A 17,287-nucleotide genomic window follows, 5' to 3' on the forward strand; every position below is an offset into this window, starting at 1 on the left:
CTTACGACTTCAACTTGATCTCGACATCCACACCAGCCGCGAGGTCGAGCTTCATCAGCGCGTCCACGGTCTGGGGAGTCGGATCGACGATGTCCAAGAGACGCTTGTGCGTCCGGATCTCGAACTGATCGCGGGATTTCTTGTCGATGTGCGGTCCACGCAAAACCGTGAACTTCTCGATCTTGTTCGGAAGCGGGATCGGGCCCCGCACCGATGCACCGGTCCGCTTGGCAGTGTTGACGATCTCTTGTGTGGACGCGTCCAGCACACGGTAGTCAAACGCCTTGAGACGAATGCGAATATTTTGGCTTTGAACTGCCATTTTCGAATTCCCTTGCTCGGGCTATTAACGGAGAGGAGGAGTATCGCCCATCGACACTCCTCATCGCGCCTTTTTCTTGTTGCGCGCCCTGATTTGGGCGCCCAGAATTTCACAATTCTGGTGAGGCAGGTTTTTGCAAAAACCTGCCCCGCTCAGAACATCACTCGGTGATTTTGGACACAACGCCCGCGCCGACCGTCCGGCCGCCTTCGCGGATCGCAAACCGCAGACCGTTTTCCATCGCAATCGGCGCGATCAGCTCAACGCCAAACGACACGTTGTCACCCGGCATCACCATCTCGGTGCCTTCGGCCAGCTGAACCGTGCCCGTCACGTCCGTCGTACGGAAGTAGAACTGCGGACGGTAGTTGGCGAAGAACGGCGTGTGACGGCCACCCTCTTCCTTGGTCAGGATGTACGCCTCGGCTTCGAACTTCGTGTGCGGCGTCACCGACGACGGCTTGCACAGCACCTGGCCACGCTCAACCGCCTCACGGTCGATACCACGCAGCAGCGCGCCGATGTTGTCGCCCGCTTCACCGCGATCCAGCAGCTTGCGGAACATCTCGACACCCGTGCAGGTCGTCTTCTGCGTGTCCTTGATGCCAACGATTTCGATCTCGTCGCCCACGTTGATCACGCCACGCTCCACACGGCCGGTCACAACGGTACCACGACCGGAGATCGAGAACACGTCTTCCACAGGCATCAGGAACGGTTGGTCAATCGCACGCTCAGGCGTCGGGATATAGTCGTCCACAGCCGCCATCAGCTCCTTGATCTTCTCTTCGCCGATCGCCTCGTCGCGGCCTTCCATCGCCGCCAGCGCGGAGCCCGCGATGATCGGTGTGTCGTCGCCGGGGTACTCATAGCTGTCCAGCAGTTCGCGGACTTCCATTTCCACCAGCTCCAGCAGCTCTTCGTCGTCGACCTGGTCCACTTTGTTCATGAACACGACGATCTTGGGGATGCCCACCTGGCGGCCCAGCAGGATGTGCTCGCGCGTTTGCGGCATGGGGCCGTCAGCGGCGTTCACAACCAGGATCGCGCCGTCCATCTGCGCGGCACCGGTGATCATGTTCTTGACGTAGTCGGCGTGGCCGGGGCAGTCGACGTGGGCGTAGTGGCGCGCTTCGGTCTCGTATTCCACGTGCGCGGTCGAGATCGTGATCCCGCGCGCTTTTTCCTCGGGCGCACCGTCAATCTGGTCATAGGCCTGGAAGTCGCCAAAATACTTCGTGATCGCCGCCGTCAGCGTCGTCTTGCCGTGGTCAACGTGACCAATCGTGCCAATGTTAACGTGCGGCTTCGTACGTTCAAACTTTTCCTTTGCCATTGCAAAGCTCCTTCTTTGTCTCGTGTCGCGGTGGACAGATTGCCCACCCTACGGGGTTGGTAGGGTGGGCAATCTGCCCACCGCTGGAATTACGCGTATTTCGCCTGGATCTCGTCGCTGATGTTCTGCGGCACGGGATCATAGTGGTCGAACTGCATGGTGAACTGGGCACGGCCCGACGACATCGAACGCAGCGTGTTGATGTAGCCGAACATGTTGGCCAGCGGCACCATCGCGTCGATGGCGATAGCGTTGCCACGGTTTTCCTGGCCAGACACCTGACCCCGACGCGATGTCAGGTCACCGATGATACCACCGGTGTACTCTTCAGGCGTGATGACCTCGACCTTCATGATCGGTTCCAGCAGTTTCGCACCGGCCTTCTTCATGCCTTCACGCATGCCCATACGGGCCGCGATTTCAAAGGCCAGAACCGATGAGTCCACGTCGTGGAATTTACCGTCGATCAAGGCCACCTTGAAGTCGATGACCGGGAAGCCTGCCAGCGGGCCGGAGTCCATGACCGACTGGATGCCCTTTTCGACGCCCGGGATGTATTCCTTGGGCACGGCACCACCAACGATGCGGCTCTCGAAGGAGTAGCCTTCGCCCGGCTCCGTCGGCGTGATGATCATCTTCACCTCGGCAAACTGACCCGAACCACCCGACTGTTTCTTGTGGGTGTACGTGTGTTCGACCTCGTGACCGATGGTCTCGCGATAGGCCACCTGCGGCGCACCGATGTTGGCTTCGACCTTGAACTCACGCTTCAGGCGGTCGACGAGGATGTCGAGGTGCAATTCGCCCATGCCCTTCATGATGGTCTGACCGGACTCAAGATCAGTTTCCACACGGAAGGACGGGTCTTCTGCCGCCAGACGCGCCAGACCCTGGCTCATCTTCTCCTGGTCACCCTTGGTCTTGGGCTCGACCGCGATCTCGATCACCGGATCGGGGAAGGTCATCGTTTCCAGAACAACCGGCTCTTTTTCCGAGCACAGCGTGTCACCGGTGGTGGTGTCCTTGAGACCCGCCAGCGCGATGATATCGCCTGCAAACGCTTCCTCGATCTCCTCGCGGTTGTTCGAGTGCATCATCATCATCCGACCAACGCGCTCTTTCTTGCCCTTGGTCGAATTCAGCATCGAGCCGCCCTTGTTCAAGGTGCCCGAATAGATGCGGGTAAAGGTCAGCGAGCCAACGAAGGGGTCGTTCATGATTTTGAACGCAAGGCCAGAGAACGCCATGTCGTCGTCCGCGCGGCGGGCGATGTTACGCTCTTCGGTCTCGTCACCGGGGGCGAAACCCATGTAGTCAACCACGTCCAGCGGGCTGGGCAGATAGTCGATCACGGCGTTCAGAAGCGGCTGCACGCCTTTGTTCTTGAACGCGGACCCACCCAGAACCGGCACGAAGTCCAGCGCCAGCGTGCCCTTGCGCAGCAGTTTGCGCAGCGTGGGCACGTCGGGTTCGTTGCCTTCAAGATAGGCTTCCATGGCGTCGTCGTCTTGCTCGACGGCCGCTTCGATCATCTTCTCACGCCATTCGTTGGCCATGTCCTGAAGCTCGGCACGGATCGGTGCCTTGATCCACGACGCACCAAGGTCTTCGCCCTGCCACAGCCACTCTTCCATGGTCACCAGATCAACCAGGCCTTCCAGCTCGGTCTCGGCACCGATCGGCACACCAACCGGCACGGCACGCGCGCCGGTGCGGTCTTCGATCATGTTGACGCAGTTGAAGAAGTCCGCGCCGATCTTGTCCATCTTGTTGACGAACACCATGCGCGGCACCTTGTAGCGGTCAGCCTGACGCCACACGGTTTCGGTCTGGGGCTCAACACCGGCGTTGGCGTCGAGAACACAGACAGCACCGTCGAGAACCGCCAGCGAACGCTCGACTTCGATGGTGAAGTCCACGTGGCCGGGGGTGTCGATGATGTTCAGGCGGTGCTTGGGCGTTTCTGCCGTCTCACCGTCTTCGGTGCGCTCCCAGAATGTGGTGGTCGCAGCCGACGTGATGGTGATCCCGCGTTCCTGCTCTTGCTCCATCCAGTCCATGGTGGCCGCACCATCGTGCACCTCACCGATGTTGTGGGACTTGCCCGTGTAGAACAGGATGCGTTCCGAACATGTGGTCTTGCCGGCATCGATGTGAGCCATGATGCCAAAGTTGCGGTAGCGGTCGAGCGGATATTCGCGTGCCATGGGGCTGCTTCCTCAGAGTGTCTGGGTTACCAACGGTAGTGGCTGAACGCTTTGTTGGCGTCGGCCATCTTGTGCGTGTCTTCGCGCTTCTTCACGGCGGTGCCGCGCGACTGTACAGCGTCGAGCAGCTCACCGGCGAGGCGTTCTTCCATCGTGTTTTCATTGCGGCCGCGCGCGGCTGTGATCAACCAGCGGATGGCCAGCGCCTCGCGGCGCTCGGGACGAACCTCAACCGGCACCTGATAGGTGGCACCACCCACGCGGCGCGAACGCACCTCGACGGCGGGTTTGATGTTGTCCAGCGCTTCGTGGAACACTTCCACGGGTGCGCGCTTGATCTTGCCTTCAACGCGATCCAGCGCGCTGTAGACGATGCGTTCGGCGGTCGATTTCTTCCCGTCCAGCATCATGTTGTTCATGAACTTGGTCAGAACCGTATCGCCATATTTGGCGTCTGGCAGGACTTCGCGTTTCTCGGCGGCGTGACGACGTGACATCTGCTGCTCTCCTTATTTGGGGCGCTTGGCGCCGTATTTCGAACGGCGTTGTTTACGGTCTTTGACGCCCTGGGTATCCAGAACACCGCGCAGGATGTGGTAACGCACACCGGGAAGGTCTTTGACACGACCGCCGCGGATCAGAACCACCGAGTGCTCCTGAAGGTTGTGGCTCTCACCCGGGATATAGCTGATGACCTCAAAGCCATTGGTCAGGCGCACCTTGGCAACCTTCCGCATGGCCGAGTTCGGCTTTTTCGGTGTCGTTGTATAGACACGTGTGCACACACCGCGTTTCTGCGGGTTGCCCTCCAGATGGAGGGATTTGGAGCGTTTCACTTTCGGCTGCCGCGGCTTGCGGATCAGCTGTTGGATCGTTGGCATGGGCGGTTCTTTCCCCGTCTTCTCAACATATGTCGTGCGGGAGGTCCCGCGGTTTCAACTCTCAACTTCCGTGCGTCCACGAAAGCGCAAAAACCGCAATCGCTCCCTTTCCGGGGCGACGCGGTGGGTTTCCAGAGGATCGGGCCAAGTGACAGGGCCGGATCGTGTCCACTTCGGTTTTGATTTCGGGTGCGGGGCAGGCCCCCGGTCCGAGATGTGCGGCGTATAGGGGGAGTCTCTCGGGGTGTCAACAGCCCAGCCCGGCCAACCGCCAAGCCCGGCACGCGAATTGTCGCGCCCGCGCCGTAGAATGGTTTTCCTAGACAGTTTCGCGACTTCGCACCACAGTGCAGGCCACACATAACACAGAGAAATTTATGCGCGCCCTTGCCTTTTTGACCCCGCTCATTGCCGCCCTTGCCCTGTTCAGCCTGCCCCATGTTGCCGACGCACAACGCCTGCCTGTCGAACGCAGTCTGAAGTCCAACGCGACTCAGCACGGATTTGCCAAGGTCAAAGGGTTCTCACGCCTTGGCAAGCGCGCCCAACGGTTCGAGGTGCGTGCCGGGGATTGTGGATGGGATGACGGGTGGAGCGATTGCGACAACGACCGCGAACGCTCCGAGCTTTATGTCAAGAAGGATTGGCGCGCGGGCACGGATCAATGGATGGGGTACTCCATCTTCCTTCCCGAAGATTTCCGCACCAGCCCGCGCGTCCGCACCACCGTCGGGCAGGTCAAGATGAAGGGCGGACCAACCGGATTTACTGGCGGCTTTCCGTCCGAGCCGGGTGTCTTCCAACTCGAAATGCTCGGGAACCGGTATTTCCTGCGGGTGCACGTGCTGTCTGGTCCCTTTGACAACGTGCGAAACGACATCAAGGACTACAACATTGCCACGATAGCAGAGATGCGCGGGCGGTGGACCGACTTTGCCGTGCGCGTAAACACCAAGACCGCGCCCGCCACGATCGAGGTGTACAAGAACGGCACGCGCGTGGCCCTGCATAACTACAACCAGAACTACGCGCCCAAGGCATACTATTTCAAATACGGCATCTATCGCTCCTTCGTCAGCCAGCATCGGGGACCAATGCCCACGCAGGTTGTGTTCTTTGACGAGGTGCGCATGGGCAATTCCTATGACAAGGTGGCCGTTGAAAAGCAGCGGCGTGCCGTTGACTGAGACGAAAGGCGCAACAGCATGCAAGTGATTGGTCTCACCCGGTTCTCCTATCCCGCTCTGGGCGGGTTTCAGGTGGAGCACGACTCGATCGCAGAGCGCATTTCGTTCCTGTGGGCCGAAAAGCGTCTTGAGGAGCGGTTTCGCCTGTTCGAAACCATCGCCCTGCCCTGCCTCAAGGCACAGAAAGATGACGATTTTGATCTGGTTGTCATGATCGGGGACACGTTTCCGCAACACCATGTCGACCGGCTTCACGCGCTGTGCGACCCGATCCCGCAGATCGAGATTGTTGCGCTGCCGCCGCACAACAATCGCGAAGTGTGCAAACAGGTGCTGAACGCGGCCCGCCAGGATCCTAGCGCGCCATGCATTCAGTTCCGCCATGACGACGATGACGCAGTGTCACTGGATTTCGTGGCCAATTTGCGCGCTGCCGCTGCGGATGTGGCACCCCTGACGCAGAAACATCGCACGGTCGGCATGGATTGGAACCATGGTCGGGTGGCCGAGGTCAGCGAAAAGGGCATCTCCGCAACCGAGATGTACCGCCCCTTTTACGTCGCAGCCCTCGGGGTGCATGTGGCGGCCAACTGCACCCTGACAATCCATAACTTCATGCACGAACGTATCCCGCGCTTTATGCCCTGTGTGACGTTTCCCGAACCGGACATGTTCGTGCGGACCCATAACGGCTACAACGACAGCCGGCAGAAGAACGTGCGCGACGTGCCCGTCACGCCCCTCACCGCCGAGGAAGAGACACTGTTCCGCGACCGGTTTGCCATTGATGTGGACGACGTAAGGCGCGTGTTCTCAGCGCCGTGACACCTGCCGCTCGCGGTAGAGCGTGAATAGCCCCGTCGCCACGACAATCCCCGCCCCGAGCAGTGTCAGCGTGTCCGGCCAGTCACCGAACACAATCAGCCCGAGGATCAACGCGAACACCAGCCCGGTATAGCGAAACGGCGCAATGAAGCCGATGTCGCCTTGCCGCATCACCTGTACGGAGAACCAGTACGCGCCGATGATCAGGACGGATGCCCCGACAACAAGCGCCGTCAGGCGCGGGGTGAATGGCACCCATGGCTCCGTCACCGAAACCGCGCCAAAGAACACCGTAATCGTCAGCGCGGCCATCAGGGTGACGGTCATTGTCGGGGCCTCAGGGCTCAGGCTGCGGGTGGCAAGATCGCGCACCGTCACGCAGGCCACGGCAGCCAACGCATAAAGCGACCAGACCGAAAACCCGTCCGCGCCCGGCCGCACAATCAACACGACGCCGACAAAGCCCACGCTGATCGCCACCATCCGCCGCCAACCAAGCGGCTCACCCAAAACCAGCGCCGCCGCCACTGCAACCGTCAGAGGCAGCGCCTGAAGGATCGCGGTGACATTGGCGATGGGCATATTCAGCAAGGCAGACAGAAAGAAATACGCCGCACCAATTTCGGACGCGGACCGGATGCCGACCCGGATCCAGTCGCGCCCGCTGATCCGAAAGCTGATGCGGCCCAGCCACCGGGCGCAGAGCAGGATCAATGTGACCGACAAGGCCCCCCGCACAAACAGCAGTTGACCCAAGGGGATCGCGCCATCTGTCAACTTGATCAACACGTCATTGAACGTGAAACAGGCCATCGAACCCATCATCAAAAGCGCGCCGAACGTGTTGGGGGACATGGATCACCTCTTGGTTCTACAGCGGTATCAGACGATGATGCGCTTCGCCAGAACCCGCGACAGATTGCCCCCGAAATCACTTGGCCCCCGAGACCTGAGGGTTGGGCGATACGCAACCCACCGTTCCCCCCGGAGCAATCGGAGGCGCGCGTCGCGAAAGCCTCCGACACTTCAATACAAAGGCCACCAACGACAAAGCCCCCGGTTCTTCAACCGGGGGCCTTGCATGTTCAATCAGGTGCCGAGGGATCAGTCGCGGCTGTCCTCGGTCGGATCGATAATGGTGTCGAACACATCGCCACCCACCACGTCGTCCGCCGTGGGCGCAGCCAGTGCAGCTGCCGCTTCGGCTTCTTCGCGGCGCGCTTCGATCACGACATTGTCGCGGTCGCTGGCAATCTTCCGCACGGCTTGGGTCGCACCACCGGTGCCCGCTGGGATCAGGCGGCCCACGATGACGTTCTCCTTGAGACCGACCAGCTTGTCCTTCTTGCCCTGCACCGAAGCCTCGGTGAGCACCCGCGTGGTCTCCTGGAAGGAGGCCGCGGAGATGAAGGACCGCGTTTGCAGCGACGCCTTGGTGATGCCGAGCAGGATCGGACCGCCCTGAGCCGGGCGACCACCCTTCGACAGCGCCTTTTCGTTGGCCGTGTCGAACTCTTGCTTGTCCACGTGTTCACCTTTGAGCAGCGTGGTATCGCCCGAGTCCTCGATCTCCCACTTCTGGAGCATCTGACGCACGATGACCTCGATGTGCTTGTCGTTGATCTTCACGCCTTGCAGTCGGTAAACCTCCTGCACCTCGTTGATCATGTAGTCGGCAAGTGCCTCGACACCCATGATGGCGAGAATGTCATGGGGGGCAGGGTTGCCGTCCATGATGTAGTCGCCCTTCTGGATAAAGTCGCCTTCGGCCACCGGGATGTGCTTGCCCTTGGGCACCATGTACTCGACCTTTTCCATGGTCTCGTCGCTGGGCTCAATCGCAATGCGCCGCTTGTTCTTGTAGTCCTTGCCAAAGCGCACGTAGCCATCGATTTCGGCGATGATCGCGTGATCCTTGGGACGACGGGCTTCGAACAGTTCGGCCACACGGGGCAGACCACCGGTGATGTCCTTGGTCTTGGCACCTTCACGCGGAATACGCGCCACGACGTCACCTGCGGCGACCTCCTGACCGTCTTCCACCGACAGAACCGCGTCCACGGACATCGCATAGGTGATCGGGTTGCCCGCGTCGTTGCGCACCGGCTCGCCGTCCTCACCCACCAGGATGATTTCGGGCTTGAGCTCATTGCCCTTGGGCGCCGCACGCCAGTCGATCACGATTTTCTGGGTCATGCCGGTGGCGTCGTCGGTTTCTTCGCGCACGGCCAGGCCGCTCACGAGGTCCACGTAACGGGCCGTACCGGCTTTCTCCGCGATGATGGGCAGCGTGTAGGGGTCCCACTCGAACAGCTTGTCGCCGCGCTTCACATCCTGACCTTCGGTCACGAACAGGGTCGTGCCGTAGCCCAGCTTGTGGTTTGCGCGTTCTTCGCCATTCTCGTCGATGATCGCCATCTTCATGTTGCGGCCCATCACCAGAACCTGCCCCGACGCGTTGGTCAGCGTCTGTGCGTTCTCGAAGGTGATCTTGCCTTCCTGGCTTGCTTCCAGGAACGACTGCTGACCACCCTGTGCCACGCCGCCGATGTGGAAGGTCCGCATCGTCAGCTGCGTGCCCGGCTCACCGATGGACTGCGCGGCAATAATGCCCACAGCCTCGCCCGTGTTGACCATGGTGCCGCGCGCGAGGTCACGCCCGTAACACATGGTGCACACGCCCTCTTCGCTTTCGCAGGTCAGGGGCGAGCGGATGCGCATGGACTGCACGCCCATCTCTTCGATCATGTCGGACATGCGTTCGTCGATCAGCGTACCTGCTGCAACGATCACCTCGTCCGTACCGGGTTTCAGCACGTCGTCGGCGGCCACACGGCCCAGCACACGTTCGGCCAGCGACGCGACAACCTCACCGTCATTCACAGCCGCTTCGGCGGTGATGGCGTTTTCGGTGCCACAGTCCAGATCGCGCACGATGCAATCCTGTGCCACGTCCACCAGACGACGGGTCAGATAGCCCGAGTTCGCCGTTTTCAGAGCGGTGTCAGACAGACCTTTCCGCGCGCCGTGTGTCGAGTTGAAGTATTCAAGAACGGTCAGACCTTCCTTGAAGTTCGAGATGATCGGCGTCTCGATGATGTCGCCATTCGGCTTCGCCATCAGGCCGCGCATCCCGCCCAGCTGCTTCATCTGCGTCACCGAACCACGGGCACCGGAATGCGCCATCATGTAGACCGAGTTCGGTTCCATTTCGGACCCGTCCTCGTCCCGGCGATCCGCCGAGATGGAGCCCATCATCGCGTCCGTGACCTTGTCGTTACACTTCGACCAGGCATCAACAACCTTGTTGTACTTCTCACCTTGGGTGATCAGGCCGTCCATGTACTGCTGCTCGAAATCCTTCACCTGCTCGCGCGTGTCATCCACGATCGACCATTTGGTTTCGGGGATCAGCATGTCGTCCTTGCCGAAGGAAATACCGGCCTTGAACGCTTCCTTGAAGCCCATCGACATGATCTGGTCACAGAAGATGACGCTCTCTTTCTGCCCGCAATAACGGTAGACGGTGTCAATCACGGTCTGCACGTCTTTCTTCCGCAGCAGCTGGTTGACCAGCGAAAACGGCGCCTTGGCATTCAGCGGTAGAAGTGCGCCCAACCGGACACGACCGGGTGTGGTCTCAAACCGCACCATGACCTCTTCGCCATGTTCGTTGATCTGCGGCACACGTGCCGTGATCTTGGCGTGCAGGTGCACTTCGCCTGCGTCGAGGGCGTGTTGCACTTCCTCGATCGAGCCAAAGACCATGCCTTCGCCCTTCATGCCTTCGCGTTCCAGCGTGACATAGTAAAGGCCCAGGATCATGTCCTGCGACGGCACGATGATAGGCGCGCCGTTGGCGGGCGACAGAACGTTGTTCGTCGACATCATCAGCACACGCGCTTCGAGCTGCGCTTCCAGCGAAAGCGGCACGTGCACAGCCATCTGGTCACCGTCAAAGTCGGCGTTGAAGGCCGAACAGACCAGCGGGTGCAGCTGGATCGCCTTGCCTTCGATCAGAACGGGTTCAAACGCCTGAATGCCCAAACGGTGCAGCGTCGGCGCACGGTTCAGCATGACAGGGTGTTCGCGGATGACCTCATCCAGAATGTCCCAAACCTCGGGACGTTCCTTTTCCACCAGCTTCTTGGCTTGCTTGACGGTGCTGGACAGGCCTTTGGCCTCAAGCCGCGAGTAGATGAACGGCTTGAACAGTTCGAGCGCCATCTTCTTGGGCAGACCACATTGGTGCAGCTTCAGCTCCGGCCCCGTCACGATGACCGAACGACCGGAGAAGTCCACGCGCTTGCCGAGCAAGTTCTGACGGAAGCGGCCCTGCTTGCCTTTCAGCATGTCCGACAGCGACTTCAGCGGGCGCTTGTTCGCACCGGTGATCACGCGGCCACGACGGCCGTTGTCGAACAAGGCATCAACGGATTCCTGCAACATCCGCTTTTCGTTGCGGACGATGATGTCAGGCGCGCGCAATTCGATCAGACGCTTCAGACGGTTGTTCCGGTTGATCACGCGGCGGTAGAGGTCGTTGAGGTCGGACGTCGCGAAACGGCCCCCATCCAGCGGCACCAGCGGGCGCAGTTCCGGCGGGATCACGGGGATCACGGTCAGAACCATCCACTCCGGGCGGTTGCCGGACTCGAGGAAGCTTTCGACCACTTTCAAACGCTTGATGATCTTCTTGGGCTTCAGCTCACCTGTCGCTTCCTTTAGGTCAGCACGCAGGGTCTCGGCCTCTTGCTCCAGATCGATCTGGGACAGCATCTCGCGGATGGCTTCTGCACCGATATTGGCGGTGAAGGCGTCCATGCCGAACGCGTCCTGCGCGTCCATGTACTCTTCTTCGCTGAGCATCTGGCCATAGGACAGGTCGGTCAGACCCGGCTCGGTCACCACATAGTTTTCGAAATAGAGGACACGCTCCAGATCACGCAGCGTCATGTCCAGCATCAGACCAATGCGGGAGGGCAGCGACTTCAGGAACCAGATGTGGGCCACAGGGGCCGCCAGTTCGATGTGGCCCATCCGCTCGCGGCGGACCTTTTGCAGCGTGACTTCCACGCCGCATTTCTCGCAGACAACGCCGCGATACTTCATGCGCTTGTATTTGCCGCAGAGGCATTCGTAGTCCTTGATCGGGCCAAAGATACGGGCACAGAACAGGCCATCACGCTCGGGCTTGAACGTCCGGTAGTTGATGGTCTCGGGCTTCTTGATCTCGCCAAACGACCACGAAAGGATGCGTTCGGGCGACGCCAGGCTCACCTTGATCTCGTCAAAGACCTTGGGCGGCGTCAGCGGATTGAACGGGTTGTTTGTCAGTTCCTGGTTCATTCTTTTTCCTCACAAATCAGAGGGTGCGGGGGAGAGTGGAGCGAAGCCGATTTTTGAAAAATCGGCTTCTGGCCTTTCTTGCAAGAAAGGCCGCCCTACTCGTCTTCCTCCGCATCCAGGAGTTCCATGTTGAGGCCCAGACCGCGGACCTCTTTGACCAGAACGTTGAACGATTCCGGCACGCCGGCTTCGAAGTTGTCCTCGCCCTTGACGATGCTCTCATAGACCTTGGTCCGGCCCGCCACGTCGTCCGACTTCACCGTCAGCATTTCCTGCAGTGTGTAGGCGGCACCGTAGGCTTCCAGGGCCCAGACCTCCATCTCACCAAAGCGCTGACCACCGAACTGCGCCTTACCACCCAGCGGCTGCTGCGTGACAAGCGAGTACGGACCAGTCGAGCGGGCGTGGATTTTGTCGTCCACAAGGTGGTGCAGTTTCAGCAGGTACTTGATGCCGACGGTCACGGGGCGTGCAAACTGCTCACCCGTGCGCCCGTCAAACAACACCGACTGACCCGAGGTCGAGAACCCGGCACGCTCCAGCGCGTCGTTCACATCGGCCTCTTTCGCACCATCGAACACCGGCGTTGCGATCGGCACACCGCGGGTCACGTTGCCCGCCGCTTCAACGAGGTGATCCTCGTCCATGCCGCTGATGCCCTCTTCGTAGACATCCTCGCCATACGCGATCCGCAGCGCCTCACGCACCGGGGTCATGTCACCCGAGCGGCGGTACTCTTGCAGCGCCTCATCAACGTTCACACCCAGACCGCGCGCGGCCCAGCCCATATGCGTTTCAAGGATTTGCCCCACGTTCATACGCGACGGCACGCCCAGCGGGTTCAAACAGAAGTCCACCGGCGTCCCATCGGCGAGGAACGGCATGTCCTCCATGGGAACGACTTTGGAGATCACACCTTTGTTCCCGTGACGCCCGGCCATCTTGTCGCCCGGTTGCAGCTTGCGCTTCACCGCCACGAACACCTTGACCATCTTCATCACGCCTGGGGGCAGATCGTCACCACGACGTACTTTCTCGACCTTGTCCTCGAAACGGGCATCCAGCGTGCGCTTTTGCGCCTCATACTGCTCGTTCAGGGCCTCGACCACCTGTGCCGACTGCTCGTCCTTCAGAGCAATCTGCCACCATGCGGAGCGCGGGAACGTCTCGAGCATGTCTGCGTCGACTGTCGCACCCGCTTTGACACCTTTGGGACCTTTGGCAACTTCCTTGCCCAGCAGCATATCGCCGAGACGGGCATAGATGTTGCGGTCGAGGATCGCCAATTCGTCGTCGCGGTCGCGGGCAAGGCGTTCCACTTCCTCACGCTCGATCTGCAACGCACGTTCGTCCTTCTCCACACCGTGGCGGTTGAACACACGCACTTCGACGACCGTGCCGAAATCACCCGGCTTGACGCGCAGCGACGTGTCACGCACGTCCGACGCTTTCTCACCAAAGATGGCGCGGAGCAGTTTTTCCTCGGGCGTCATCGGGCTTTCGCCCTTGGGGGTGATCTTGCCCACGAGGATATCGCCCGGCTCGACGTCCGCACCGATATAAACGATGCCAGCCTCGTCGAGGTTGCGCAGCGCTTCTTCGCCGACGTTGGGGATGTCGCGCGTGATCTCTTCCGGCCCGAGTTTCGTGTCGCGCGCAGCGACCTCGAATTCCTCGATGTGGATCGACGTGAATACGTCATCACGCGAAATCCGCTCTGAGATCAGGATCGAGTCCTCATAGTTGTAGCCGTTCCACGGCATGAACGCGACAACCACGTTCTTGCCGAGCGCCAGCTCACCCATATCCGTCGACGGACCATCGGCGATCACCTCGCCCTTGGTCACCAGATCGCCCACCTTCACCAAGGGGCGCTGGTTGATGCAGGTGTTCTGGTTCGAGCGCTGGAACTTGCGCATGCGGTAGATGTCCACACCCGCGTCGCCCAGCTCGAGGTCTTCGGTGGCGCGGATCACGATCCGGGTGGCGTCCACCTGGTCGATGATGCCTGCGCGTTTCGCCATGATCGAAGCACCGGAATCTCGGGCCACAACCTCTTCGATACCGGTCCCGACCAAAGGCGCCTCGGCCTGCAGAAGCGGGACCGCCTGACGTTGCATGTTCGAGCCCATCAGAGCGCGGTTGGCGTCGTCATTCTCAAGGAACGGGATCAGCGATGCGGCAACCGAAACCAACTGTTTCGGGCTCACGTCGATCAGGTCCACGCTGTCCACCGGCGACAGGGTATAGTCACCGGATTTCCGCGTGTTCACCATCTCATTGTTGAACTTGCCTGTTTCATCCAGCGACGCGTTGGCCTGCGCCACGGTGTGACGCATTTCCTCGGTCGCGGACATGTAGTGCACTTCGTCCGTCACCTGGCCCTCTTTGACCACGCGGTAGGGCGTTTCGATAAAGCCGTACTTGTTCACGCGGGCAAATGTAGCCAGCGAGTTGATCAGGCCGATGTTCGGCCCTTCCGGCGTCTCAATCGGGCACATCCGGCCATAGTGGGTCGGGTGCACGTCGCGCACCTCGAACCCGGCACGTTCGCGGGTCAGACCACCCGGCCCAAGCGCCGAAAGACGACGCTTGTGCGTCACCTCGGAGAGCGGGTTGGTCTGGTCCATGAACTGCGACAGCTGGGACGAGCCAAAGAACTCGCGCACAGCGGCAGCCGCCGGTTTCGCGTTGATCAGATCCTGCGGCATGACCGTGTCGATCTCGACGGAGCTCATACGCTCCTTGATCGCACGCTCCATGCGCAGCAGGCCAACGCGGTACTGGTTTTCCATCAGCTCACCAACGGAGCGGACGCGACGGTTGCCGAGGTGGTCGATGTCGTCCACGTCGCCCTTGCCATCACGCAGTTCCACCAGCGCCTTGATGCAGGACACGATGTCTTCGCGGCGCAGGGTGCGCTGCGTATCTTCGGCATCCAGAGCCAGACGCATGTTCATCTTGACCCGGCCAACAGCCGACAGGTCATAGCGCTCGCTGTCAAAGAACAGCGTGTCGAACAGGGCCGATGCTGCATCGACGGTGGGCGGCTCGCCCGGGCGCATCACGCGGTAAATGTCCATGAGCGCGGTTTCGCGGTTCATGTTCTTGTCGGTCGCCATGGTGTTGCGCATGTACGGGCCGACGTTGACGTTATCGATGTCCAGAACTGGAATGTCGGTGATACCCGCATCCACCAGTTCCTTGACCGTGCCGCCGATCAGCGTGCCGTCCTTGTCATATTCCAGCGTCAGCTCATCACCGGCTTCGACATAGATCGCGCCGTTTTCTTCGTTGATGATATCCTTGGCGACGAACTTGCCCACGATGTTCTCGTAAGGGACCAGAAGGTCGGTGACATTGCCTTCGTCGATCAGCTTCTTGACCGCGCGCGGCGTCACTTTCTTGCCAGCCTCGGCAATCACTTCGCCAGTCTTGGCGTCGACCAGATCGTATGTCGGGCGCGTGCCGCGCACACGCTCGGGGAAGAACGGCGTCACCCAGCCTTTGTTCTTCTTCAGCGTGTAGGGCACCGTGTTGTAATAGGCGTCCATGATCGCTTCCTGGTCGAGACCAAGCGCATAGAGCAATGTCGTGACAGGCAGTTTGCGGCGGCGGTCAATCCGCGCAAACACGATGTCCTTGGCGTCAAACTCAAAGTCCAGCCACGAGCCGCGATAGGGGATGATGCGGCAGGCAAAGAGCAGCTTGCCCGAGCTGTGCGTCTTGCCCTTGTCATGGTCAAAGAACACACCGGGCGACCGATGCATCTGGGACACGATCACACGCTCGGTGCCGTTCACGATGAACGTCCCGTTTGGTGTCATCAGGGGCATGTCGCCCATGAACACGTCCTGTTCCTTGATGTCCTTGACGGACTTGGCACCGGTGTCCTCGTCAACATCAAACACGATCAGGCGCAGCGTCACCTTGAGCGGTGCGCTGTAGGTCATGTCGCGCTGCTGACATTCCTCAACGTCGTATTTCGGCTTTTCCAGCTCATACTTGACGTATTCCAGCACGGACGTCTCGTTGAAGTCCTTGATCGGGAACACCGACTGGAACACACCCATGATCCCTTCGCCGTCCAGCGGCGTTGGCTGATCACCGGAGTTCAGGAACAGATCATACGAGGATTTCTGCACCTCAATGAGGTTTGGCATATCCAGCACTTCGCGGATTTTGCCGTAATATTTACGAAGACGTTTTTGACCAAGAAACGATTTTGCCATGCGAATTACGCACTCCATCTTTGCCTGCACACATGCCGTCGGGGCACCGGCTGTGCGCCATCAAAGACCGAAAAGGGGGTCTATCCTTGCGCACCGGCCCAGTGATGCGCGCCCGACCACGACCTTTCCAAGAAAACAGCGCGGGTCCCCAAGGGACGATTTGGCTGCTGTTTTCTTTGAGAGGGCGCCGATTTCGGTATGGGTGAGTGTTTTCCTTTACCTAAGACGCGAAAGAGCGGGCTCGAATCGCTCGGTCCCGCTGGAAGCTGTGAGATAGGATGGGCGCACACGGAACACAACCCCCGGAATGAGGGATTGATGTCTTTGCCCGTGAAACGTGGCACAGCTCCGCGCGTTTGTCGAGCATTTCACGCAAAGCTAATTAATTTCCCGACCGGTCACCCAGCGGCGCCACACCATACGTGTCACGACCCTGACCCAACGGGATTTGGACACAGGACGGTCCAACAGTTGCCGCCTTTGGCGCGTATCGTCCGTGCGTATTGGATCGGAGGGAAGCACATGGAACAGACAACACTGGGCGCGCTCATCGCAAAACTGGAGACCTACGACGAATATCGTCCAATCTTTATAGATGCGAGAAAGAGGGTCACGCGCACCTCAAGATGTCTCATCGTTCTCGGGGATGATCCCGCATTTGGCGACGTCACCTATGTGCCTCAGGAGGCCAAGGATCAGAACATGACGCGGTTTCTGAGTTCAGGGCAGATCATGGACGCCGAAATCGCGCTTAGCATGCGTGATGAGGGGTATTCAGAAGACCAGTTGCTTCGCGTTCTGGCTGCGGTCTACGCCGCGGAATATGCGCCAGCGCCCAAGAACCCAGTGCAATCATTCCTCGCCACTCTGAAACACATGGCCACACGAAAAAGGGCGCCCCAAGCGGGACGCCCTTAAACCGTGTCGCGAGCGCGCGCAGTGCGCGCC

At 60.1% G+C, this 17,287-nt stretch carries 11 protein-coding genes; 3 read left to right on the top strand and 8 right to left on the bottom strand.

Features of this window, described 5'->3' with window-relative positions:
- Position 1: 1 nt before the first annotated feature.
- The 5 genes from rpsJ to rpsL form a co-directional block, all read right to left on the bottom strand.
- The gene (gene rpsJ / locus ACERHN_RS05905) at positions 2 to 322 is read right to left on the bottom strand and encodes a 30S ribosomal protein S10 (RefSeq protein WP_415921723.1); all 321 of its coding nucleotides are present in this window, start codon (positions 320 to 322) and stop codon (positions 2 to 4) included.
- Between the two features lie 160 nt (positions 323 to 482).
- On the bottom strand, positions 483 to 1,658 hold the full coding sequence (tuf, locus tag ACERHN_RS05910) for an elongation factor Tu (RefSeq protein ID WP_415921724.1): 1,176 nt from the start codon (positions 1,656 to 1,658) through the stop codon (positions 483 to 485).
- Between the two features lie 89 nt (positions 1,659 to 1,747).
- Positions 1,748 to 3,865, bottom strand: a complete 2,118-nt coding sequence (gene fusA, locus ACERHN_RS05915; RefSeq protein WP_415921725.1) for an elongation factor G — start codon at positions 3,863 to 3,865, stop codon at positions 1,748 to 1,750.
- Positions 3,866 to 3,891: 26 nt separating this feature from the next.
- On the bottom strand, positions 3,892 to 4,362 hold the full coding sequence (rpsG, locus tag ACERHN_RS05920) for a 30S ribosomal protein S7 (RefSeq protein WP_415921726.1): 471 nt from the start codon (positions 4,360 to 4,362) through the stop codon (positions 3,892 to 3,894).
- Between the two features lie 12 nt (positions 4,363 to 4,374).
- Positions 4,375 to 4,746 carry a 30S ribosomal protein S12 gene (gene rpsL / locus ACERHN_RS05925; RefSeq protein WP_024809820.1) on the bottom strand — a complete coding sequence of 124 codons (372 nt, stop codon included), beginning with the start codon at positions 4,744 to 4,746 and terminating at the stop codon, positions 4,375 to 4,377.
- A gap of 377 nt (positions 4,747 to 5,123) precedes the next feature.
- On the opposite strand from rpsL, the gene ACERHN_RS05930 reads away from it, so the two are divergent.
- Together ACERHN_RS05930 and ACERHN_RS05935 are read left to right on the top strand one after the other, a co-directional pair.
- Positions 5,124 to 5,933: a heparin lyase I family protein gene (locus ACERHN_RS05930; protein ID WP_415921727.1), complete on the top strand. Its 810-nt coding sequence runs from the start codon at positions 5,124 to 5,126 to the stop codon at positions 5,931 to 5,933.
- A gap of 18 nt (positions 5,934 to 5,951) precedes the next feature.
- On the top strand, positions 5,952 to 6,758 hold the full coding sequence (locus tag ACERHN_RS05935; RefSeq protein WP_415921728.1) for a putative rhamnosyl transferase: 807 nt from the start codon (positions 5,952 to 5,954) through the stop codon (positions 6,756 to 6,758).
- Here ACERHN_RS05935 and ACERHN_RS05940 read toward each other — a convergent pair.
- The 3 genes from ACERHN_RS05940 to rpoB all read right to left on the bottom strand — a co-directional run bounded on the left by ACERHN_RS05940 (position 6,747) and on the right by rpoB (position 16,339).
- On the bottom strand, positions 6,747 to 7,613 hold the full coding sequence (locus tag ACERHN_RS05940) for a DMT family transporter (RefSeq protein ID WP_415921729.1): 867 nt from the start codon (positions 7,611 to 7,613) through the stop codon (positions 6,747 to 6,749). The two genes, ACERHN_RS05935 and ACERHN_RS05940, sit on opposite strands and share 12 nt — an antisense overlap.
- A 249-nt stretch (positions 7,614 to 7,862) precedes the next feature.
- Complete coding sequence (rpoC, locus tag ACERHN_RS05945) at positions 7,863 to 12,107, bottom strand: DNA-directed RNA polymerase subunit beta' (RefSeq protein ID WP_415921730.1); 4,245 nt, start codon at positions 12,105 to 12,107, stop codon at positions 7,863 to 7,865.
- A 95-nt stretch (positions 12,108 to 12,202) separates the two neighbouring features.
- Positions 12,203 to 16,339: a DNA-directed RNA polymerase subunit beta gene (gene rpoB / locus ACERHN_RS05950; protein WP_415921731.1), complete on the bottom strand. Its 4,137-nt coding sequence runs from the start codon at positions 16,337 to 16,339 to the stop codon at positions 12,203 to 12,205.
- Positions 16,340 to 16,861: 522 nt separating this feature from the next.
- Here rpoB and ACERHN_RS05955 point away from each other — a divergent pair.
- The gene (locus ACERHN_RS05955; RefSeq protein ID WP_415921732.1) at positions 16,862 to 17,257 is read left to right on the top strand and encodes a hypothetical protein; all 396 of its coding nucleotides are present in this window, start codon (positions 16,862 to 16,864) and stop codon (positions 17,255 to 17,257) included.
- Positions 17,258 to 17,287 lie beyond the last annotated feature (30 nt).

Origin of the sequence: Tateyamaria rhodophyticola (assembly GCF_047777875.1) — a bacterium.
Classification (GTDB): Bacteria; Pseudomonadota; Alphaproteobacteria; order Rhodobacterales; family Rhodobacteraceae; genus Tateyamaria.